The sequence below is a fragment of the Paracoccus sp. MBLB3053 genome, from assembly GCF_031822435.1.
In the GTDB taxonomy this organism is placed as follows: domain Bacteria; phylum Pseudomonadota; class Alphaproteobacteria; order Rhodobacterales; family Rhodobacteraceae; genus Paracoccus; species Paracoccus aurantius.
In genome coordinates this window covers 245,998-267,314 of sequence record NZ_JAVQLW010000002.1, presented here as the reverse complement: position 1 = coordinate 267,314, position 21,317 = coordinate 245,998, and the positions used below count along the sequence as shown (strand labels likewise).

The following is a 21,317-nucleotide window of genomic DNA, read 5'->3' as shown; positions in this document are numbered from 1 at the left end:
AGTCTGAGCGCGCTGAGGACAAGCTGCAAGACCGATGCTCGTGGGAAACCAGCAAAGGTGGCTCCGCACTCGGGCAGGCGCAAGGCCGCATCACCTGCTCGGAACGGCTATTGGCTCAGGGCAGGATGATCAAAGCGCGGCAGGCTTTTTTTCGCCGGCGCGGATCTCGAAGCCCATGATGTTCTGGCGCGGCGGCAGCGGGCAGACCGCGAGATCGGTGAAGGCGCAGGGCGGATTGATCGCCTTGTTGAAGTCGAGGACCACCTTGTCGCCCTTGACCTCGCCGATCAGGAAGCGCGAGGCGCCATAGGTCTCGCGCCCGGCGGTGCGGTCGCGGATCACGAACATCGGCTTGCCGGATTTCCAATGCGTCGGCAGCAGCTCGATCTCGGCGCCCTCATGGCGGAAGCGCGCGACATGGGTCAGCTGGACCGAGGTCTCGACCCCAGTCACCATGTCGATGCCGAGCGATTTCGGGACGTCGAGTTCCATCCAGTCGGCCTCGATCCGCCAGTCGGGGTCGAGCGGATAGCTTTCGATCCCGGGAAAATCGCGGCGGGCGGGTGCGGCGGCGTCGCGCACGCGCAGGGCATATTGCCCCTCGACCTGGGTCACCTCGATCAGCAACTCGCCGACCTTCAGGCGCGGCGGATTGTCGGGAACCGGTTTCAAGTCCTGCGGCCCCTCGCCCGCGTCGAAACGCGCGGCGCCGTCGGCATCGAGCTCCAGCACGCCAAGACGTGCGGGGCCGACCGACAGGACCACGTCATTCTCGGCGGCGGAGCCCACGCTCATGCGGCCTGGCGCGATGTCCACGCGGTCGGTCAGGTTCAGCCAGCCATCCTCGGCGGTCAGGGCGGCGAGGCGTGCGGCGCGCCAGGTCTCGATCTCGGATTCGTAGGTCATGGGGTCTCCACGGGCATGTGCTGCAGGCTGGCAAGCAGGCGCTGCGTATAGGGGTGCCGGGGCGCGCGCAGGATCTCGCGGGTCGCGCCCTGTTCGACGATACGGCCCTGCTGCAGGACGATCATGCGCGGACAGAGCGCCGCGACGATGGCGATGTCATGCGAGACGAGAACCAGGGTGATCTCGCGCGCAAGCTCGGTCAGGAGCTCGATCACCCGGACTTTGGTCGCGAGGTCCAGCGCGCTGACCGGCTCATCGGCCAGCAGCACGCGGGGCCGCGCGATCAGCGCCCGTGCAATGGCGATGCGCTGGCGCTGCCCCCCCGAGAAGGCGCGCGGATAGCGGGCGATGCTGTCGGCAGGCAGGCCGACGGCCTGCAGAACGCGCGCCGCCTCGGCCGCGGCATCGCCCGGCAGGTCCAGCGCGGCATGGGGCTCGGTCAAGATGCGGCCGACCTTCATTCTCGGGTCGAGCGAGGTATAGGGGTCCTGAAAGACCGGCTGGACGAAGCGGCGATGCGCCTGCATCCGCGCCCGCGACCGGGTGTCGAGGGGCGTGCCCTCGGCCGTGACCGCGCCCGAGCCGGGCCGGGCCAGGCCCAGCATCAGCCGCAGGATGGTCGATTTCCCCGAACCGCTCTCGCCCAGGATGCCGAGGCTCTCGCCCTCTTCCAGCGCCAGCGAGACGTCGTGCAGGATCGGCGTGTCGCGATAGGCGAAATCGACATTGTTCAGCGAGATCAGGCTCATCGCATCTCCCTCACGGCCATTTCCAACTGCTGCGCGGCGGCGACGAGGCCCTTGGTATAGCTGTCGCTCGGGCGGGTGAAGACCTGGCGCACCGGGCCTTCCTCGACCGCGCGGCCCTGCTGCATGACGATCACCCGCTCGGTGATGCGGGCGACGACGGGCAGGTCGTGGCTGATGAAGAGCAGCGCCAGCCCCTCGTCGCGGGTCAGGTCGTCGAGCAGGTCCAGCACCTCGGCCTGGGTCGTGACGTCGAGCGCGGTGGTCGGCTCGTCGGCGATCAGCAGGCGCGGCCCGCAGGCCAGCGCCATGGCGATGGCGATGCGCTGGCGCTGCCCGCCCGAGACCTCATGCGGCCAGGAGGTCAGGATGCGTTCCGGATCGGTGATCGAGACGCGGTCGAGCCAGCGCAGCTGCTCGGCCCGCAAATCGCGGGCGGAAAGGCTGCGCCCCTCGCGCCGGGCGCGGCGCCGGATCGGTTCGGCCAGCTGCTCGCCCAGCCGCATCAGCGGGTCCAGCGCGGATCTCGGGTCCTGAAAGACCACGGCGGCGACGCTGCCGCGCAGGGGCACCAGCGCGCGGTCGGGCTGGCCGATGACCTCGCGGCCATCGAGCAGCACCGAGCCCTCGGCCCGCAGCCCATGCGCGAGCAGCCCCACGGTGGACATCGCGGTCAGCGACTTGCCCGAGCCGCTTTCGCCGACAAGGCCCAGCCGCTCGCCCGGCGCGACCGAGAAGCTGATGCCATGGACGAGTTCGCGCGCGGGGCCGTGGACGCGCAGGTTTTCGACCTGAAGCAGGCTCATGCCGCGCCCCCTTCCGGGTCCAGCAGATCGCGCAGCCCGTCGGCGAGGAAGTTGATCCCGAGGACCAGCGCCATCAGCGCGAGCCCCGGCGCGATCACCCCGATCGGCGCGTTGAAGACAGTCGATTGCGCCGATTGCAGCAATTGCCCCCAAGAGGCATTGGGCGGCGGCGCGCCGAGGCCCAGGTAGGACAGCGAGGCCTCGGCGATCACGGCGAGGCCGAATTGCAGCGCCATCGCGACCAGCACGGTCGGCGCGATGTTCGGCAGGACATGGACCAGCACGATGCGGCCCCAGCCCAGCCCCGAGCAGCGCGCCGCGGTGATGTAATCCTGTGCGAGCACCCGCTTGGTCAGGATGCGCACCAGTCGCGCGACGATCGCGGACATGGCAATGCCGATGGCGAGGATCGCCGTGCCAAGCGAGGCGCCATCGCTTGCCGCCACGACCAGCATGGCCAGCAGCAGCGTCGGGAAGGCGATGAGGATGTCGAGCGTCGCGGCAAGGGCATCGTCAAAGCCCCGCTGCGCGAAAGCCGCCAGCACGCCGAGCGTGGTCCCGATCAGCCCGCCCAGCAGCGCCGCGCCGATGCCCACGGTCAGCGCGATGCGCGCGCCGATCATCACCTGGGTGAAATAGTCCCGTCCCAGCCGGTCGGTCCCGGCCCAATGCGCCCAGGACGGCGCGGCAAGCCTTCCGCCCGACATGGCGGTGGGATCATAGGGCAGCCAGACCAGCGTCAGGAGCGCGACCGCGACATTGATGCCGACAAGGATCGCGCCGATCCAGAGGGTTGTGCGTTTCATCGTCCGGCCACCGTCTCTCGCAGGCGCGGGTCGATCAGGCGCTGGGTCACGTCGGCGAGGAATCCGATCAGCAGCACCATCAGGGTCGAGACCAGCAGCACCCCCTGTCCCGTCGGATAATCCCTTTGTTGGATGCCCAACAGCAGCATCGATCCGAGGCCCGGCAGGGCAAAGACCCGCTCGACCACCACCGCGCCCAGGAGCGTCGAGGCCAGCTCGATGCCGAGGATCGAGATCACCGGCACGGCCCCGTTGCGGATGCCGTGGCGGATCAGCGCGCGCGGGAAACTGGCCCCGAGCGCGCGGGCGTTCCTGAGGTAATCCGCGCCGAGCACGTCGAAGGTCGCCGAGCGCACATAGCGCATCAGCGAGGCCGACATGACCAGCGCGATCGTCACCACCGGCAGGATCAGCGCGCGGGCCGCGCCCGCCGCGTCCTGCCAGCCCTTCATCGGGAAGCCGCTGGCGGGCAGCAGCCGGAACTTCACCGCGACGATCCAGATCAGCAGAATGCCGATCCAGAAGACCGGAACCGCGATGCCAAGCTGCGAGACGGCTGACAAGAGCCCTCCGTACCAGCGATCCGCGCGCAGCGCCGAGATGATCCCCAGCGGCACCGCGATCACGATCGCCAGCAGGAAGGACGCCACGGTCAGCGGCAGGGTCACCGAAAGCCGGGACAAGATCTCGGGCAGCACCGGCGCCCCCGAGACGAAGGAATTGCCCAGATCGAAGCGCGCGAGATCGGACAGGAACATGCCGAGCTGCACCCAGATCGGCTGGTCCGAGCCGACCTGCGCGCGGGCGGCGGCGATCTGCGCCTCATCCGCGCCGACCGACAGAAGCGCCGCCGCCGGATCGCCCGGCAACAGACGCAACAGCACGAAAAGCACCAGCCCCGCCGCGATCAGCGACAGGGCCAGCACGATGGTGCGGCGCAGGAGATACCGCCCCATCCGTTACTCTTTGGTGATGCCGCGCAGGAAGAATTGCGCGTTCAGCCCGTTCAGCGGATAGCCCGTCGTCCTGGTGTTCGAGACCACGATCTGCGGATAGAGGAACAGCCAGTTCGAGGCGGCCTCCTCGGTGATGATGCGGTTCGCCTCGCGCAGCTTCTCGGCCTGCTGCGCGTCGGTGTCGCTGGCCTCGGCGGCCGCGACCAGCTCGGTCACCTGCGGGTTGTCGTAGCCCCAGTAGAAATCCGGGTTGCCATAAAAGACCACGTCGCGATGGTTCACATGCTCCTGCAGCGTCGCCTGGAAATCCTTGGCCTGGTAGACCTTGGTGTACCATTCATTGGCGGTGATGACATGGATGTTCACCGTCACGCCGATCTTGGCCAGTTCCGCCTTGAGAAACTCGGCCGTGATCGGGTGGGGATCGTAATTCGGGGTTTCCAGCGTAAAGGTGAAGCCTTCCGGGAAGCCGGCCTCGGCCAGGAGCGCCTTGGCGCTTTCCGGGTCATAGGCGTCGACGCCGGTCAGGTCCTCATACCATGCATCGGTCGGCGGCACGAAGCTGCCGAGCACCATGCCGCGATCGCCCCAGATCGCGGAAAGCAGCATCTTCTTGTCGACAGCGCGGGCCAGCGCCTTGCGGACCTTGACGTTGTCGAAGGGCGCGACACGATCGTTATAGGCCATGATCTGCTTGGTCGTGGACTTGCCTTCCGAGATCTTGAAGGCCGAGGTGTCCTCGAACTGCGCCAGCGCGTCCGGGCTTTGCACCGAGGTGATGATGTCCACCGCATCGGTCAGCAGCGCGTTGTTCAGCGCCGCGGCCTCGGTGAAATAGCTGAACATTGCGCCGCCATTGGCGGGCTTCTCGCCCCAATAGGCGTCGAAGGCTTCCAGCGACAGGGCCGAGCCGCGCTTCCAGTCGCCCAGCTTGTAGGGGCCGGTGCCGTCTTCCTTGCCGGTGATGTCGCCCGCCGCGTCATTCACCACCCAGACATAGCTGAGATTGTAGGGCAGCGAGATCGATTTCGACTTCAGCTTGATGACGACGGTCGCGTCATCCGGGGTCTCGATCGACTCGATGGCGGCAAGGCTCTTCTTGCGCGAGGATTTCGAGGCCTCGGCGGTCACGCGCTCGATCGAGTATTTCACGTCCGCGGCGGTCAGCGGATCGCCGGAATGGAAAGTGACGCCGGGCTTCAGGGTGAAGGTATGGGTCAGCCCGTCCGCGCTGACCTCGTGCTTCTCGGCCAGGACCGGCGAGACCGAGCCATCGTCGTTCAGGCGAAACAGCGCCTCATAGACGTTGTCGTTGAAGGCTTCGTTGATGCCCTGCCCCGCGCCCGCAGTATTGTCGAGGTTCTGCGGCTCGTAAAGCGAGCCCACCCGGATCACCGCCGCCGGGTCGGCTGCCAGAGCAGCACCCGCCGAAAGCAGGGTAGCCGAGGCGAGGCCGAAGATATGGGCAGCGAAACGCTTGGAGTTCATGGCGACGGACCTTTCAGACGATGCTTTGCTAGCACAATATCCGTAACTTCCACCGGATGCGAGGCGCATCAGACAGACAGATGGGTCGGGGCCTGGCCTTCCTGTGGATGGGGCTGGAATGGCCGAAAGGGGCAATGAGCCTTCATCTGCCTGCTGCGTTGTCCGAAAGCCTCATTCAGTGCTAGCCTGCCGCAGGAACCGAGGAGTTTGCCATGCGCGCCGTCCTGATCCCTGCCCTGCCCGCAATGCTTGCCGCCTGTACGGCGACCCAGCCATCGCAGGACGATCTTCGGCCTCGGCAAGAGGCGGCCTGCACCGCCACCATCGCTGCACATGTCGGCCGACCCAGTTCAGAAGTCACCTCGCGCTGGCTGTCCGAAACAGGCGGCATCGCACAGATCGAGGCGCGGGACGGAAATCGGCTGCATGTCTGTCAGGTCGATGCCTCGGGGCGAGTGCTGGGCTATATCCACCCCGGATACTGACAGATCAGGGATCAATCCCGACGACGCTGCTGGGACGGATCATGGCCCAGCAAACGCAACGCGTTCAAGGTGACGAGCACGGTCGCGCCCGTATCGGCAAGGATGGCGATCCAAAGACCGGTGATTCCCAAGACCGATGTGACAAGGAAAACGGCCTTCAGACCCAGCGCAAGCGCGACGTTCTGTCGAATGTTGGCCATCGTCGCACGAGACAGTCGGATCAGCGCGGGCACATCCGCTACCCGGTCGCGCAGGATCGCCGCATCGGCGGTTTCCAGCGCCACATCGGTCCCCGACCCCATCGCCACCCCGATGGATGCCTGTTTCAGGGCGGGGGCGTCGTTGATCCCGTCACCGATCATCATCACTCCGCCCCGAACGCCCATGTCCCTGATGGCGATCAGTTTGTCCTCGGGCATCATTTCGGCGCGGTAGTCCAGCCCAAGCCCTTCGGCAATGGCAGCGGCCGTTCGGCTGCTGTCACCGGAAAGCATGGTCGTACCGATGCCGAGCGCCTTGAGTTGCCGCATGGCATCTGCCGCATCCTCACGCGGCTCATCCCGCATCGCAATCAGGCCCAGCGGCTCATTCGCGCGAAAGACCGCCACGACCGTCTTTCCCTCGGATTCCAGCCCGGTCGCCCGTTCAAGGGCAATCCGATCCAGCCCGCCCATCTCGGCCGCGAAACGGGGCGAGCCGACCCAGGTCGGAACGCCTTGCACGCGCGCCCGGGCACCCTTGCCAGGCAAGGCCAGGGAATCGGTACTGGGCTGCGGGCTCAACCCTGCCCCTGCCAACCGGGTGAGAATGGCTTGAGCCAGCGGATGACTTGAGCCGATCTCGACTCCGCCCGCGATGGCCAGCAGATCACCTTCGCTCGTGCCAGGCGCGGGCAGGATGTCGGTCACAGCAGGCTTGCCACGGGTCAGCGTGCCGGTCTTGTCGAAGGCGACATGGCTGACCTTGGCTGTTGCCTCGATCACCGCACCCCCTTTCATGAGAAGCCCCCGCCTCGCGCCCGAAGACAATGCCGAAGCAATCGACGCGGGAACCGAAATCACCAGCGCGCATGGGCATCCAATCAGCAGAAGCGCGAGTCCGCGATAGATCCACGTTCCCCATTCAGCGCCCGCCACCACGGGCGGAAGCACGGCAACCAGCGCCGCGATCGTCACGACCAGCGGCATGTACCAGCGAGAGAAGCGTTCGATGAAACGCTCGGTCGGGGCCCGTGCAGTTTCGGCCTCTTCGACAAGTCGGATGATGCGTGAAATCGTATTGTCGCCGGCTTCGCTGGTGACACGCACGCGCAGTGCAGCCTCGGCGTTGATCGAGCCGGCAAAGACCTCGTCTCCCGCCTTTTTGGTGCGCGGCACGCTTTCACCGGTGACCGGGCTTTCATCCACACCGCTGACGCCATCGACAATCACCCCATCAGCAGGGACCCGATCGCCGGGCCGGACGAGAACCACCTGGCCGATCCGCAGGCTCTCGACCGGAACCTGGCGCGGGCCGGCCGAGCTTTCCAGCAGCGCGGTTTTCGGCACCAGAGCGGCCAGCGCACGAATACCATCCCGCGCCTTGCTTGCCGCGACGCCCTCAAGCATTTCGCCCATGGCGAACAGAAAGATGACCAGCGCGGCCTCCTCGGCGGCGCCGATGAACAGCGCGCCAAGTGCGGCTATGGTCATGAGGCTTTCGATCGTGAAGGGCTGGCCCATGCGGGCCGCCTCGAACGCTCGTTTCGCCACCGGGGCTACGCCGATCAGACAGGCAAACAGGAAAGCCCAATGTCCCGCCTCGGGCGATGTCATCAGTTCGAACATCCACGCGACCGACAGCAAGCCTCCGGTCAAGAGAACAAGCCGCGCCTTTCCCGTCTGATACCAAGGCTTGCCGCGATCGGCCGGGTCGTCATGGGTATGGCCGTGATGTTGGTGTGTGCGATCGGTAACGTCGGCCCGGACGCTGACTTCCGTTTCGGGAAGTGCCGAGACCCCATTTGTGGGATCATGCCCGTTCGCGGCGATCCCATAGCCCAGTTTTCGGACAACGTCTTCAATGGTTCCGGTCTCGGTGGTGCCGGGCGCGAGATTGAGAGTCAGGCGCTCGGACATCAAGGCAACCTTCACGTCGCTGACACCGGGAAGGCGCTCGATCGCACGCGAAACCTTTGTCGCGCACGCGGCGCAATCCATGCCTGTGACGGTCCAATCCCTGCGAGTGCCCTCTGTCATCATGCCGCTTCCCTTCGTCTTGGCTGAGAGTTGCCTTCATCGATTCGGAGTGATAGTTCCTCTAGCTACTAGAGGAGCAAGAGATTTCGTGATGCTCACCATCGGACAGCTCTCGCAGGTAACCGGAGTCAAGATTCCGACCATTCGCTATTATGAACAGATTGGTCTGATGCCCAAGCCCGACCGTAGCGAGGGCAACCGCAGGCTTTACGGACAGTCAGCGCAGGACCGCCTGGCATTCGTCCGCCATTCCCGGGAGCTGGGTTTTTCCCTGGAGGCGATCCGAGAACTTCTTCGCCTGTCGGACGAACCGCACCAGGCATGCGAGGCTGCAGATGAAATCGTCCGGCGACAACTTGTCGAGGTGAATGCCCGGATTTCGCGTCTTGTCGCGCTTCGCGGTGAGTTGGAGCGCATGCTAGATCAGTGCTCTCGCGGGGCGATCGCAGATTGCCGGGTCATCGAAGTTCTGGGCAACCACGCGCTATGTGCCGGCGAGCACGCTGCCTTGGTTGCCAACCGGAACAATGGGAACTGATCCAGGCCCGGCACCAGAATTGGCGCCGGAAACCACACCCGCATGGTTTCTGCGCCACCGGGCAACGGCCAGTCGGAGGCAGCCATGACGACACCCCTTCCCTCGCAAGGCGTTTTTCACGCTTTTCGATTGGGCCCCGGCGAAAATCTCGTCGAAGGATTAAGGCGGGCCTTCGAAGTTGCGCAGAGCGAAGCGATGGCGATCGTCACCTGTGTCGGAAGTCTGACCGAGGTCGTCATCAGGCATGCCGATCGGCCAGATCCACAGACCTATCGGGGACGCTTCGAGATCACCTCTCTGGTGGGCACGATCGATCCGAACGGTCAGCACCTGCATATTGCCATTGCCGACCCGGACGGGCGCAGCTATGGCGGCCATCTCATGGCTGAGGGGTCCGCCATCTATACGACGGCCGAAATCGTCACGCTTGCCCTGACCGAGTTGGTTTTTTCCCGTGAGCCCTGCCCGGCATCGGGCTATCGCGAACTCGTCGTGAGGCAAACGCGTCATACCGGTTGATCCCATGGCGGGATCAGGCGCTGCGGACACCTCCGACCCAGACGCCGCTGACTCGCGCGGTGCGACCGACATCCTCAAGCCGGATCACGTCCCCCCGCAGGCCCACCTCGATGCGGCCCCGATCCGTCAGTCCCGTCACCCGGGCAGGTGCATCGCTTACCGTCGCGAAGGCGCGCGGAAGATCGTCCCAAAGCCGTGCAAGATGAAAGGCCCCCATCAACAGGCTGGACGGGATGTAATCCGAGGACAGGATCTCGAGATCGCCGTTCCGGGCAAGGGCCTCGGCCGCGACATTCCCCGAATGCGATCCCCCACGTATCAGGTTGGGACCACCCATCATGACGGCGATGCCGTGTTCCCGGCAGGCACGCGCAGCTTCGTCGGTCGTCGGGAATTCGGCAATGCGAACGCCATGACCCGCGCTGACTGCGACGTGATCCGGGGTGGTGTCATCATGGCTTGCAAGCACCGCGCCGATCTGCCGCGCGGCATCGACCGCTCCGACCTCGTGCGCTGCGCCGTAGCGGTCGCGCAAGTCCTTGAGCCGCGCGACATGTTCTTCGAACTCCGCATCACTCAGACCCTTCTTGCCTTTGACATATTGCGCGAGCTTCGAAATATCACGGAACTGCCGCTGGCCCGGCGTGTGGTCCATGAGGCTGAGCAGGCCGACACGATCTTGGGGCCCGAATTCGGCAAGCTCCTCCAGCAGGGTTTCGCTGCAGATTTCAGCGCGCATGTGGATGAAGTGGCTGATCCGCATCCGGCCGGCCTGCGAAAGCGCATTGATCTCGGACACAAGGGGGCGGGCATATTTCGCATATCCCCCACCGTCGTTCGGGATCGAGCCGACCCGGACGGCATCGAAGACCGTGGTGATGCCAGTCGACGCAAGTTCGCCGTCATGGGCGAAGATCGCGGCAGAATGTGGCCAGTCCACGCCCGGCCGGGGCTGAATGTGGCGTTCAAGGTTGTCGGTATGCAACTCGATCAGGCCGGGCGCGATATGGGCTCCGGCGCAATCGGTTGCGCCGGCCGGCACCTCACCGCCTTCGGCGATCTCTGCAATGATGCCGTCCTCGATCCTGACACGGCCGCGCATCACGCGGTCAGGCAGGATCAGCTCGGCATTGGCCAGGGTCAGGGATGCGTTCGTCATGGGACCAGAACCTCGTCCAGCGCGGCGAGGAAGGCGGTCGTTGCCGTTTCCAGGTCGCCTGAGTTGTTGATATGGGTAACCGGAAGATCGCCGCTTGCGAACTTGGCTTCGCGTGTGATGCGCCGCGTGATCTCCTCGGCGGTTTCGCGACCCCGCGCAGCCAGCCGGCTCGCCCGGATTTCCGCCGCAGCATCTACGTGGATGACCCGCAGGCCGGGAAACGCATCCGCCGCGCGATCCAGCGCCGCCCGCGACAGGTTCACCAGCGTCACAGCGCTGATTGTCGAGGGGTAGGGAATGCCATAGTTCAACCCATGCGCCTGCCATGTCAGCGCAAAGCGCCCTTCGGCCCGCATCTGGTTGAAAGCAGCCTGGGTCACGCCCTCAAAGTCCTCGCTGTCTGCGTCGGCGGGCCGCGTGATGACCCGGCGCATCAGCGCGATCTCCGGGCGGCGTGCAACGGCATTGCGCATCAATGTGTCCTTGCCTGCACCCGACGGGCCGACAACCGCGATGATCGTGCCCGTCATGCTGCGCGCACCGGCGTGAAGGCCGTCACGTCGATCAGGCGATCGCAAAGCCGGTCGCGGGCCGCTTCGTCGTGGAAGATCCCGATGATTGCGGCCCCACGATCCTTTGCCTCTTCGATCAGGCCCAGAACCGTCTCGCGGTTGGCCGCATCGAGACTTGCGGTGGGCTCGTCGAGCAACAAGGCAGGATAGGAATGGATGAAGCCGCGTGCGATATTGACGCGCTGCTGCTCTCCGCCCGAGAACGTGGTGGGCGAAAGGCCCCAGAGGCTTTCGCCGATCTTCAGTCGGGTCAGCAACTCGGTCGCGCGCGCCTCGGCCTCGTCCTCGGGCACGCCGAGGTTGAGCAAAGGCTCAGCCACGATCCGCAAGGTGGGCACGCGTGGAACCACCCGCAGGAACTGGCTGACATAGCCAAGCGTCGCGCGGCGCAGGGCTATGATCCGACGGGGCTCGGCGCCCGAGACCTCGGTGTCTCCCACTCGGATCATGCCTTCATCAGTGCGGTAATTGCCCCAGATCATGCGCATCAGGGTTGACTTGCCTGCGCCCGATGCCCCTGTCAGCGCGATGCATTCACCGGGGGCCACGGTCAGGCTCGCGCGCTCCATGACCCTCAGGACCGTTCCGCCCTGATTGTGCAGGGTGAAATCCTTGGCGACATTATTCACTTCGATCATCTTCACGCCTGCAGAACAGAGGATACAAGCAGCTGGGTATATTCATGCTGCGGATCATCGAGGACTTGATCGGTCAGCCCCGTCTCGACGACATGGCCACCCTTCATCACCATCAGCCGGTCGGCAAGAAGCCGCACGACGGCAAGGTCATGCGTGACCAGAACCGCCGACAGTCCCATGTCGCGGACAAGTCCGCGCAGGAGGTCCAGAAGCCGCGCCTGAACGCTCACATCAAGCCCACCGGTCGGTTCGTCCATGAACGCGAGCCGAGGCCCCGAAACCAGGTTGCGCGCGATCTGAAGCCGCTGCTGCATCCCACCCGAGAACTGCCGGGGCCTGTCATCGACACGCGTTTCATCGATTTCCACCCGGCCGAGCCAATCGATCGCGGTATCACGGATGCGACCGTAATGGCGCGCCCCCGTCGCCATGAGCCGCTCGCCCACATTGCCCCCGGCGCTTACACCCATGCGCAACCCGTCGCGCGGGTTCTGGTGCACGAAGGCCCAGTCGGTCCGGGACAGCAGCCGACGCTGCGGCTCGGTCATCTTCAGCGTGTCGACCGGCCCTTGCTCGGTGGTGTCGAAGATCACCTGTCCCTCGTCTGGGGCAAGCTGGCCGGACAGGCAGCCAAGCAGGGTCGACTTGCCCGATCCGCTTTCACCGACGATGCCCAACACCTCGCCGGGCCAGAGATCGAAGCTGACGCCTTCACAGCCGATGCGGCCACCGTAGCGCTTCGTCACGTCGCGCACGCTGAGCAAGGGCTGTGCGGTCGCCGCTACGGGAGCCGACTTGCCTGCTTTTGCGGTTTCATCGCCAATGGCTTCCAACAGCGCCATCATGCGGCTCCTTTCGCGGTTTCAGCGCAGAAATCCGTGTCCGAGCAGACGAACATCCGCCCGCCCGCGTCGTCGGTGATGACCTCGTCGAGATAGCTTTCGCGCGCACCACAGATTGCGCAGCTGTGCTCGGCCTTCGAGGCAACGAAGGGATGATCGTCGAAATCGAGGCTTCGGACCTTGGTATAGGGCGGCAAGGCATAGATGCGCTGCTCGCGACCTGCACCGAAAAGCTGGATTGCCGGACAATCATCCAGTTTCGGGTTGTCGAATTTCGGGATGGGTGAAGGGTCCATGACATAGCGTCCCGCGACCTCGACCGGGTAGGCATAAGATGTCGCGATTTCGCCGTGCCGCGCAATGTCCTCGTAAAGTCGCACCTGCATCAGCCCGTAATCAGCCAACGCGTGAATGCGACGGGTCTCGGTCTCGCGCGGTTCCAGAAAGCGCATCGGTTCCGGGATGGGCACCTGGTAGACAAGGATCTGAGCTTCAGAAAGCGGCGTTTCGGGGACACGGTGTCGCGTCTGGATCACCGTTGCCTCGGTCGTGCGCTCGGTCGTTGCTACCCCGGCGGTGCGCTGGAAGAACTTGCGGATGCTGACCGCGTTGGTCGTGTCATCAGCGCCCTGATCGATGACCTTGAGCACATCCTCTGGCATCAGGATCGCCGCCGTCACCTGCACGCCGCCGGTGCCCCAGCCATAGGGCATCGGCATCTCGCGGCTGGCGAAGGGAACCTGGTAGCCGGGCACCGCGATCCCTTTGAGGATTGCGCGGCGGATCATCCGCTTGGTGTCTTCGTCCAGGTAGGCGAAATTGTAAGCCGGATCGGTCATGCCGCATCCTCCTGCTCGACGGTTCCCGCGCGAAGGCGACGCACCAATTCCAGCTCGGCCTGGAAATCGACGTAATGGGGCAGCTTGATATGCTCGAGAAAGCCGGTGGCCTGGATGTTGTCGCAATGGGAAAGGACGAATTCCTGATCCTGAACCGGAGCGCCCTGATCGTCCTCACCAAGTTCCTGCCAGCGCAGCGCCCGGTCCACCAGGGCCATGGACAGGGCCTTGCGCTCGGTCTGGCCAAAGGTCAGGCCATAGCCGCGCGTGAACTGCGCAGGCTCGGTGCGGCTGCCCTTGAACTGGTTGACGGTTTCGCATTCGGTCAGTTCGATCTCGCCGATCTCGATGGGGAAGCCCAGTTCGGGGATGTCCATTTCGACCGCGACCGAGCCGATGCGCAGCTCACCCACGAAAGCGTGGTTCCGCGCGTAACCGCGCTGGGTCGAATAGGCGAGCCCCAGTAGGAAGCCTTCATCCCCGCGCGCGAGAGCCTGCAGGCGCAAGCCGCGATCGGCTGGCAGCTCCATAGGTTCGCGCGTCAGATCGCCGGGTTCTGTGTCATCTGGCCGTGCATCTTCGATCAAACCGTCCCGGTCGAGGAAGGACAGGACGTGAGGCGTTTCCAGCGGTTCCGACGCTTTATCGGCAGGTCCTGTCACCGGCAACTCACCGTCCGCCATTAGGCGAAAGTCCAGAAGGCGGTGCGTGTAGTCGAAGGTCGGACCAAGGATCTGCCCCCCCGGAACATCCTTGAACGTGGCGGAGACCCGGCGCTTGACCTGCATCCGGGTCGTATCGATAGGATGCGACGCGCCAAGCCGAGGCAGTGTCGTGCGATAGGCCCGGATCAGGAAGATGGCTTCGATCAGATCGCCACGGGCCTGCTTGATTGCAAGTGCGGCAAGATCGGGATCGTAAAGCGACCCTTCGGCCATGACGCGCGCAACCGCAAGGCTCAGCTGGGCACGGATCTGCCCACTGTCCAGAACCGGCTGGTCCGTGGAGCCGCGACGCTCGCGGTCAAGCCAGGCATGGGCGGCGTCGATGGCGCTTTCGCCCCCTTTGACGGCAACATACATCAGCGGACCTCCGTTGAACGTGGCAGGGCGGCAAGGCGAGAACCTGACGTCAGGATTGCATCCCACCCCAAAGGGAAATGCGTGTGATTGGCAATGAAGGCGCGCGCGTCTGGAAGCGCGAGCTGGGCCCAGTCGTGAATTCCAGGGCCGGTCAGCCGAGATGGGAGCGCGTCGAAGTCATGACCATCGACGATCAAGGTTGCAGACCTGTCCGGATATTCCGGCGTACCGATCGAATAGCCTTGCAGCGGTTGCAACGCCTGCCAGGTTCCCAGCGCAAAGACTGCCTGTTCCACCGCGACGATGGGGGCCGCGCAGTGGAAGGCGATCCAGTCGCGCAAAGCGGGATTGTCGTGACTGCCCGCCAAGTGCAACGGGGTCGTGGGATCACAAAGCGTCAGCAGGACTGTCGCGGCCGCAGGGGAAATCGGCGCGGGGCCATGGCCTGCGTCCAGTTCGACGATGGTGCCGGGGCGGGACATGGCGTTGAGCACCGCGCGGAACGCATGCGCGCCATCGCGCGGGGCATCGACGAAACCACCCGAAAGTTGGGCCGCGCTCATTGGTCTTCTCCCCTGGCCAAGGTGAAGAATTCGACCCGTGTGGCTGTTGCCTCAGCGGCGATCGCGGCCTTGCGGGCGTCTTGTTCGTGGCGAAGCGGTGAAAGCACCCGGCTTTCGATGCCGGCAGGATCTCGCTGGCCAAGCGCGTCTATTGCGGCCGCCCTGAGCGCATGGGCCTTGTCTCGTCCTTGGACATAGCCGTGACCGACCTCTCCCGAGGGCAACCGAAGGCTGGCTCGTGTGACGGTCGTTTCGCCGAGGTTGAAGGGGCTTCCCGTTCCGCCTGCCCTGCCCTTGATCATGACGGTCCCGATCTCGGGCATGCGCAGGATCTCGTGCGGGGGAAGATCAGGCAGCAATTGGGCCAATCGCGCGACGGAACAGCGAGCCAGAAGACTCATTGCTTCGCGGCGTCGGAGGGTCTCGGGGGAGTATTCAGGGCGTGACATTCCTCGCCTCATTCCTATACAACTAGACATCTTGTAGTGCGGCATTCGGCGCGCGACAATCAGAGAAAGATGAAATTTTGGTGACAGCATGAGCCTTTGGCAGAGCATCGCAGACAATCTGCGTTCCGAGATTGCGCGGGGGCTATGGCCTCCGGGCACGAAGCTGCCGGCCGAAGCCGAGCTTGCCAGTCGTTACGGGGTCAATCGGCATACCTTGCGCCACGCGACCAGGGTGCTGGCGGATGAAGGGCTGCTTTATTCGCGGCGCGGTGCCGGCGTCTTCGTCGCAGCGAGCCCCGTCGACTATCCGTTGGGTGACCGGGTCCGCTTCCATCGCAATATCGAACTGGCAGGCCGGGTGCCCGGCCGAAAGCTCGATGCCGTGATGACGCGGCCGGTGAGTGCGGACGAGGCTGTGGCGCTAGGGCTGAACATCGGAGACAAGGTGCATGTGGCCGAAGGCATCTCGATGGTTGATTTCAAACCCGTCGCGCTTTTCAGAACCGTCTTTCCCGCCGACCTCCTGCCCGATCTTCCCGGTAGGCTGCGCGAGCGCCAGTCGATCACCGCCGCTCTTTCGGATTGCGGCATTGCCGATTACCGCCGCGTTTCCACCCGGGTCACCGCCCGCGTCGCTGACGCCACGCAAGCGGTGAAATTGCAGCTCGACCCCGGCGAGCCATTGCTGAGGACCGAGGCGCTCAGCGAATCCGGAGGTCGCATGATTGAGCGCGGGCTGACCTGGTGGGTGGCCGAACGCGTGACCCTGACCCTTCCTCACGATTCGTAACGGTCGAGAAAATCCTCGGCCGTCAGGGTGCGGAAATCCGGCAGCGCCTTTCGCAGCCTGTCATGGTCCCAATCCCACCAGGCAAGCTGCGAAAGTCGGGCGCCGATATCGGGTGCAAAACGCGGTCGCAGCGACTGGGCCGGGCATCCCGCGACGATCATCCAGTCCGGCACGTCCTTTGTCACCACCGCGCCCGCCGCGACGATCGCGCCATTGCCGATCACCACGTCAGGTTTCACGATGGCACCATGCCCGATCCAGGTGTCATGGCCGATCACGGTGCGCCGCGCAGCCCGAGCCGCAAAGAACTTGGGATCGGGTGCGGCATCGTCCCAGTAGTACTCGGACCGATACAGAAAGTGATGCAGGCTCGGCGAAGTCATCGGATGGTCGGTCGGCCCGATGCGGGTCATCGCGGCGATATTGGCAAATTTGCCGACGCTGGTATTGGCGATATCCGCAAGCCTGTCGCAATAGGCATAGTCGGCGAATTCCGAGTTCAGGATCCGCGCACCGGCGCCGACCTCGCAATAGCGGCCGAACTGAGCATTGAGGATCTGGGCGCCGTCATGGACGAACGGCGTATCGGCAGAAAGTCTGGGCATGATCAACCTTTGATCAGACGGGAGCGGATTCGGCCCGAGAGCCAGTCCATGAAGATGACAAGCAGCACGATCAGCACGATGTAATAGGTGACGTGTTCCCAGTCTTTCTGGGTCTGCATCGCCTGCACGAGCATGAGACCGATCCCACCTCCCGTGATTGCCCCGATGATGGTGGCGCTGCGTGTATTCGATTCAAGGTAGTAAAGCAGTTGCGACAGGATCACCGGAGCAACTTGCGGAATGACGGCCCAGCGAATGCGCGCCAGCGCGCCGGCCCCGGTCGAGCGCAATCCTTCGACGGGCTTTTCATCTATGTTCTCCATGGCTTCCGAGAAGAGCTTGCCGAAGGTGCCCGTTTCGGTGAGCAGGATCGCAAGGCTGCCTGTCATCGGGCCGGGACCGAAGGCGCGCGACAGGACTATGGTCCAGATCAGGGCATCCACGCCACGGAGGAAGTCGAAAAAGCGGCGGAATGACTGGCGAAGGAGGCGGGACGGAGCGAAATTCGACGCGGCCATGAAGGCGACCGGCAAGGCAACGAGCCCGGCACCAAAGGTTCCCAGGAACGCCATCAGCACGGTCTCGAACATGGCCCAGGCCACGTCGCCGTGATGCCAGACGCTGTTGCTCCAGAAGTCGTGCCACATTCCGGCAATATTCGATCTTTCCGGCCGCAGCCTTTCTGCGCTGAAGGCCAAGTGCACGCGTTCTAAGAACGAAGTGCCGTAAAACGGGCTCGACAGGTCGAAGAAGAACAGCTCCCAACCCGGTTCGCGGCGGAATATCTCGGTGCGCGAACGGGTGACGCTGAGCCGCGCCCCCTCGGGCAACTCGGCCGAGAAGCGCTTGTCCGAAATGCTGAAGGTTTCCGGCGGTTCTGCAATGTCTGTCTGGATTCCGTCCGCGGTGGGTCGGATCAGATAGCTGCCCTCGGAAGTCGAAAGCGTGACATTGCCATTTCCTGCAATGCTGACCCGCGCATCGCCCGGCAAGACAATGTCGCGACCGCCATCAGCCCTTGTGACAACCCAGTCAGGTTCATTGGCGGCATCAAAGGTCGCGTTGCGCATCCCTTCGATCGATGCTGTGATCGCCCCGTCACCGCGGTTGTCGCGCGTGACGTGAACCTTGTAGGACCAGAAATCCTGAAGAAGGGTCGCGCCATTGTCCCAGCGCGCCCTGCCCGCAAGTCCCGGCAGATCGAATGCGAACGCGACATAAAGCAGATAGGCGACGAGCAGTGCGGGCACTGAAAGCGAAAAGAGCCTTTTGCGGCCGATCAGGCGCTGCGCCGGCATTATGTCCAGAGTTGCCATCAGATCCGTCCCCCGGCTTCGCCCCGTTCCTGTCCACGCACCAATCGCGCGCGCGCCATCGACGTCAGTTGGTCGAAGAAAACGATCGTGGCGAAAAGCAGAAGAAAGATCGCTGCCGCGGCGTCGTATCTGCCCTGCCCCCAGCTGATCGCGTTTCGCAACTCGTAACCGATGCCACCGGCCCCAACGAAACCCAAGATCGCGCTGGCACGAATGTTGATTTCAAAGCGCAGCATCGCGTAGCTCGCCCAGTTCGGAGCTACCTGCGGAACGACGCCGAACCAGACACGCTGAAGCCACCCGGCCCCGACAGACTGCAGCCCCTCGACCGGTTTCAGGCTGGCGTTCTCGGCCACCTCCGAGAATAGCTTTCCGAGCGCGCCGGTCGTGTGGAACGCGATGGCGATGGCCGCGGGAACAGGACCTCCGCCCAGAACGAAGATCAGCACAAGTGCGATGACAAGTTCGGGGATTGCGCGAGAGACGTCCAGAAGCCTTCGAAAGACCGGGACCAGTCGGGGCCAGGGGGCCAGGCCGCGCGTTGACAGAAGCGCCATGATCGCGCCGCCTGCGGCACCGAGCAGCGTCGAGACGGCCGCAATATTCAGCGTCTCGACCAGCGCTGGCAGGGCCTTCGCCATAAGTCCGGGCAAGTTTGCAGCCTTCTGGACTGCCTCGGCCACCAGTTCTGCGGGGAAATCGAAGACCTGGGGCAGTCCCTGCCAGAACCCCCCGGCATTGCGCTCATTCGCGAGGCGGAAGCCCGAGATCATCAAGAGCGCGAAGATACCCCAAAGCAGGGCGCCATAGCTGCGTCTGCGGGAAAGCTGCGCACGGTAATTGGCAGCGATGTCGGATGCGTCAGTCATGCCGAGCCTTCTGAAAATAGAATGGGCGCAGGTCGCATGACCCGCGCCCGTCAAGTGGCAACGATCAGCTGCCCTTGGCTTCCTCGAGCTTGCGAACTTCGATGATGCTTTCATAGGCGTCGTGGGTGACGGGCTTGAAACCGGCGGTCTCACCGGCGGCCACGCCATAGGCGCAGTCCTTGTCCGTCTCGATCAGACCGGCGACCAGCGCGGTCATCTTGTCCTTGACGTCTTGCGGCAGCGACTTGCGCAAGACCACCGGGCCCTCGGGGATAGGTTTCGAGCGCCAGATCTCGACCAGATCATTCATGTCGACAAGGCCCGCATCCACGGCCTTGCGAAGGGCGCCGGAATTGTAGCCATCTTCCCATTCACCCTGGCCGTCGGCCCAGGTCACCCCGCCATCGACATCGCCGTTGTTCACTGCAACGATGGTCTGCTCATGCCCGCCGGTGAATTTCACATCCGAGAAATACTGCCCCGGCTCGACCGAGAAGCCGGATTTCGGCAGCTCGACAGAAGGGATGAGATAGCCTGAGGTGGAATTCGGATCACCAAAGCCCAGGACCTTGCCCTTGAGATCTTCAAGCGATGCGACGCCGCGGTCCTTGCGGGCGATGCCGATCGAGAAATAGGTCGTGCTGCCATCCAGGTTGGCCTTGACCAGCACGGGCTCGACCGCTTCGGGATTCGTCAGGAAGGCCTTGGCGTAAGCCGAGGCCCCCAGCCAGGCCATGTCGAGCGATCCGCCAAGCAGGCCCTGGATCACGCCGTCATAGTCGGCCGGAGTGAACAGCTTGACCGGAACGCCCAGCTCTTCCTCGGCATATTTGCGCAGGCATTCGTTGCTGGTCATGCGGTCTTGGGCGTTTTCGCCGCCCATGACGCCGATGTTGAATTCCTTGATCGCCTCGGCGGCAGCCAGTTGCGGCAGGGCCAGCGCGGTGGTCAGGGCAAAAAGGGTGAGCGTCCGTTTCATCTGGATCTCCTGGAGGTGGAACTTAGTCAACGAGAAGGCGGGCGGCGTAGTCCGCGTCGCCCGTGGCGTCCGTTTCGATGGCAGTTGAAGTCGTGGCTTCGGTGAAGCTGGCACCGGCCCCGTAGATGTCGCGCGCGACCCCGGTGGTCAGCTGCTCGGGCGTCCCGTCGAAAACGACCCGGCCCTTACGCATGCCGATGATCCGGTCGCAGTAGTGGCGCGCGGTATCGAGCGTATGGAGGTTTGCGATGACGGTCCGGCCGTCCTCGTCATGAATGCGGCGCAGCGTGTCCATCACGATCTGCGCATTCATGGGGTCCAGGCTGGCGATCGGCTCGTCCGCAAGGATAACCCGAGGATCCTGCATCAGCGCGCGGGCAATCGCCACGCGCTGCTGCTGACCGCCGGACAGGGCCTCGGCGCGTTTGGCCGCCTGCTCGGCGATACCAAGCCTGTCAAGGATCTGGACCGCGCGCTCGATATCGCTCTTTGGCCAGAGATTTAGCAGGCTTGTCGCCAAGCTGCGCTTGTTGAGCAGGCCATGGAGCACGTTGCTGACGACGTCGAGCCGGGGCACGAGGTTGAATTGCTGAAAGATCATCGCGCAATCAGCCTGCCACGAGCGCCGCTCGGCACCCCGCAGCCTCAGCACATCGCGGCCGTCCACGCGCAGCGAGCCTTCGCTCGGATCGGTAAGCCGGTTGAAGATGCGCAGCAGGGTGGACTTGCCTGCCCCCGAACTGCCGATGACGCCGACCATCATCGGCCGATCGATCACGAAGCTGACGGCATCCACCGCACGCGTGCTTCCGAAAATCCGTGTTACGCTATGCGCTTCGATCCGCATTTCTGCCCCTGCTTTTGGTCGGGGCACATGTCTCGCCAAACAGTGACAATGGCTGAACAAGAATGCGACCATTCGGTGAATGTTTGGTCGCAGGCTGACCGCTCCAAAGCGTCCGATTCAGCCCGGTTCCGCCGATCTTTGCCACTTGCCTTCCAGCCAATGACCCGTTCCAGTCACGGCACGACAGCGGGTGCCATGAGATAGCTTGCCCGTTTGGGGAAAAGATGGCTTCCGCTTTCTGTGCAAGACAATTGCGTGCAAATGCAGCATGTTGAGCTCA

Annotated in this window: 24 protein-coding genes; 4 read left to right on the top strand and 20 right to left on the bottom strand. The window is 64.2% G+C overall.

Annotated features, from left to right (window positions below):
* Positions 1 to 129: 129 nt before the first annotated feature.
* The 6 genes from RGQ15_RS15450 to RGQ15_RS15425 are packed head-to-tail and all read right to left on the bottom strand — an operon-like array spanning position 130 to position 5,708.
* A complete protein-coding gene (locus RGQ15_RS15450) occupies positions 130 to 906 on the bottom strand; it encodes a DUF1684 domain-containing protein (protein ID WP_311161438.1) in 777 nt (258 codons plus the stop codon).
* A complete protein-coding gene (locus RGQ15_RS15445) occupies positions 903 to 1,655 on the bottom strand; it encodes an ABC transporter ATP-binding protein (RefSeq protein WP_311161436.1) in 753 nt (250 codons plus the stop codon). The genes RGQ15_RS15450 and RGQ15_RS15445 overlap by 4 nt, the downstream gene beginning before the upstream one ends.
* The gene (locus RGQ15_RS15440; RefSeq protein WP_311161434.1) at positions 1,652 to 2,458 is read right to left on the bottom strand and encodes an ABC transporter ATP-binding protein; all 807 of its coding nucleotides are present in this window, start codon (positions 2,456 to 2,458) and stop codon (positions 1,652 to 1,654) included. The genes RGQ15_RS15445 and RGQ15_RS15440 overlap by 4 nt, the downstream gene beginning before the upstream one ends.
* Positions 2,455 to 3,264, bottom strand: a complete 810-nt coding sequence (locus tag RGQ15_RS15435) for an ABC transporter permease (RefSeq protein WP_311161432.1) — start codon at positions 3,262 to 3,264, stop codon at positions 2,455 to 2,457. Before RGQ15_RS15435 ends, RGQ15_RS15440 begins: the two co-directional genes overlap by 4 nt.
* Positions 3,261 to 4,220 (bottom strand): ABC transporter permease, encoded by a 960-nt coding sequence (locus tag RGQ15_RS15430; protein WP_311161431.1) that lies wholly within the window; start codon positions 4,218 to 4,220, stop codon positions 3,261 to 3,263. Before RGQ15_RS15430 ends, RGQ15_RS15435 begins: the two co-directional genes overlap by 4 nt.
* A gap of 3 nt (positions 4,221 to 4,223) precedes the next feature.
* Entirely contained in the window at positions 4,224 to 5,708 is a 1,485-nt protein-coding gene (locus tag RGQ15_RS15425) for an ABC transporter substrate-binding protein (RefSeq protein WP_311161430.1), read from the bottom strand.
* A gap of 212 nt (positions 5,709 to 5,920) precedes the next feature.
* On the opposite strand from RGQ15_RS15425, the gene RGQ15_RS15420 reads away from it, so the two are divergent.
* Positions 5,921 to 6,193, top strand: coding sequence for a hypothetical protein (locus tag RGQ15_RS15420; protein ID WP_311161429.1), 273 nt, complete (start codon positions 5,921 to 5,923; stop codon positions 6,191 to 6,193).
* 11 nt (positions 6,194 to 6,204) lie between these two features.
* On the opposite strand, the gene RGQ15_RS15415 is transcribed toward RGQ15_RS15420, so the two are convergent.
* Complete coding sequence (locus RGQ15_RS15415; RefSeq protein ID WP_311161428.1) at positions 6,205 to 8,430, bottom strand: heavy metal translocating P-type ATPase; 2,226 nt, start codon at positions 8,428 to 8,430, stop codon at positions 6,205 to 6,207.
* Between the two features lie 91 nt (positions 8,431 to 8,521).
* Here RGQ15_RS15415 and RGQ15_RS15410 point away from each other — a divergent pair, with 91 nt between their 5' ends.
* Both RGQ15_RS15410 and RGQ15_RS15405 read left to right on the top strand, forming a co-directional pair.
* Complete coding sequence (locus RGQ15_RS15410) at positions 8,522 to 8,968, top strand: MerR family transcriptional regulator (protein WP_311161427.1); 447 nt, start codon at positions 8,522 to 8,524, stop codon at positions 8,966 to 8,968.
* A gap of 84 nt (positions 8,969 to 9,052) precedes the next feature.
* A complete protein-coding gene (locus RGQ15_RS15405) occupies positions 9,053 to 9,487 on the top strand; it encodes a PPC domain-containing DNA-binding protein (RefSeq protein WP_311161426.1) in 435 nt (144 codons plus the stop codon).
* A gap of 13 nt (positions 9,488 to 9,500) precedes the next feature.
* Here the strand turns inward: RGQ15_RS15405 and RGQ15_RS15400 are convergent, their stop codons facing one another.
* The 8 genes from RGQ15_RS15400 to phnG are packed head-to-tail and all read right to left on the bottom strand — an operon-like array spanning position 9,501 to position 15,631.
* On the bottom strand, positions 9,501 to 10,646 hold the full coding sequence (locus RGQ15_RS15400) for an alpha-D-ribose 1-methylphosphonate 5-triphosphate diphosphatase (RefSeq protein WP_311161425.1): 1,146 nt from the start codon (positions 10,644 to 10,646) through the stop codon (positions 9,501 to 9,503).
* Positions 10,643 to 11,176: a phosphonate metabolism protein/1,5-bisphosphokinase (PRPP-forming) PhnN gene (gene phnN, locus RGQ15_RS15395; protein WP_311161423.1), complete on the bottom strand. Its 534-nt coding sequence runs from the start codon at positions 11,174 to 11,176 to the stop codon at positions 10,643 to 10,645. The genes RGQ15_RS15400 and phnN overlap by 4 nt, the downstream gene beginning before the upstream one ends.
* Positions 11,173 to 11,856: a phosphonate C-P lyase system protein PhnL gene (phnL, locus tag RGQ15_RS15390; protein WP_311161421.1), complete on the bottom strand. Its 684-nt coding sequence runs from the start codon at positions 11,854 to 11,856 to the stop codon at positions 11,173 to 11,175. Before phnL ends, phnN begins: the two co-directional genes overlap by 4 nt.
* 2 nt (positions 11,857 to 11,858) lie before the next feature.
* Complete coding sequence (phnK, locus tag RGQ15_RS15385) at positions 11,859 to 12,698, bottom strand: phosphonate C-P lyase system protein PhnK (protein ID WP_311161420.1); 840 nt, start codon at positions 12,696 to 12,698, stop codon at positions 11,859 to 11,861.
* Entirely contained in the window at positions 12,698 to 13,537 is an 840-nt protein-coding gene (locus RGQ15_RS15380; RefSeq protein ID WP_311161418.1) for an alpha-D-ribose 1-methylphosphonate 5-phosphate C-P-lyase PhnJ, read from the bottom strand. Before RGQ15_RS15380 ends, phnK begins: the two co-directional genes overlap by 1 nt.
* Positions 13,534 to 14,619 carry a carbon-phosphorus lyase complex subunit PhnI gene (locus RGQ15_RS15375; protein WP_311161416.1) on the bottom strand — a complete coding sequence of 362 codons (1,086 nt, stop codon included), beginning with the start codon at positions 14,617 to 14,619 and terminating at the stop codon, positions 13,534 to 13,536. Before RGQ15_RS15375 ends, RGQ15_RS15380 begins: the two co-directional genes overlap by 4 nt.
* A complete protein-coding gene (gene phnH / locus RGQ15_RS15370) occupies positions 14,619 to 15,182 on the bottom strand; it encodes a phosphonate C-P lyase system protein PhnH (RefSeq protein ID WP_311161414.1) in 564 nt (187 codons plus the stop codon). The genes RGQ15_RS15375 and phnH overlap by 1 nt, the downstream gene beginning before the upstream one ends.
* Positions 15,179 to 15,631 (bottom strand): phosphonate C-P lyase system protein PhnG, encoded by a 453-nt coding sequence (gene phnG / locus RGQ15_RS15365; protein WP_311161412.1) that lies wholly within the window; start codon positions 15,629 to 15,631, stop codon positions 15,179 to 15,181. The genes phnH and phnG overlap by 4 nt, the downstream gene beginning before the upstream one ends.
* A gap of 88 nt (positions 15,632 to 15,719) precedes the next feature.
* On the opposite strand from phnG, the gene phnF reads away from it, so the two are divergent.
* Positions 15,720 to 16,421: a phosphonate metabolism transcriptional regulator PhnF gene (gene phnF, locus RGQ15_RS15360; protein WP_311161411.1), complete on the top strand. Its 702-nt coding sequence runs from the start codon at positions 15,720 to 15,722 to the stop codon at positions 16,419 to 16,421.
* Here the strand turns inward: phnF and RGQ15_RS15355 are convergent.
* From RGQ15_RS15355 to phnC, 5 genes are all read right to left on the bottom strand, one after another.
* The gene (locus RGQ15_RS15355) at positions 16,409 to 17,026 is read right to left on the bottom strand and encodes an LbetaH domain-containing protein (protein WP_311161410.1); all 618 of its coding nucleotides are present in this window, start codon (positions 17,024 to 17,026) and stop codon (positions 16,409 to 16,411) included. The two genes, phnF and RGQ15_RS15355, sit on opposite strands and share 13 nt — an antisense overlap.
* Positions 17,027 to 17,028: 2 nt before the next feature.
* Entirely contained in the window at positions 17,029 to 18,342 is a 1,314-nt protein-coding gene (gene phnE, locus RGQ15_RS15350) for a phosphonate ABC transporter, permease protein PhnE (protein ID WP_311161409.1), read from the bottom strand.
* Positions 18,342 to 19,211 (bottom strand): phosphonate ABC transporter, permease protein PhnE, encoded by an 870-nt coding sequence (gene phnE, locus RGQ15_RS15345; protein ID WP_311161408.1) that lies wholly within the window; start codon positions 19,209 to 19,211, stop codon positions 18,342 to 18,344. Before phnE (RGQ15_RS15345) ends, phnE (RGQ15_RS15350) begins: the two co-directional genes overlap by 1 nt.
* Before the next feature lie 64 nt (positions 19,212 to 19,275).
* Positions 19,276 to 20,190, bottom strand: a complete 915-nt coding sequence (phnD, locus tag RGQ15_RS15340; RefSeq protein WP_311161407.1) for a phosphonate ABC transporter substrate-binding protein — start codon at positions 20,188 to 20,190, stop codon at positions 19,276 to 19,278.
* A gap of 22 nt (positions 20,191 to 20,212) precedes the next feature.
* Positions 20,213 to 21,037, bottom strand: coding sequence for a phosphonate ABC transporter ATP-binding protein (phnC, locus tag RGQ15_RS15335; protein ID WP_311161405.1), 825 nt, complete (start codon positions 21,035 to 21,037; stop codon positions 20,213 to 20,215).
* Positions 21,038 to 21,317: the final 280 nt, after the last annotated feature.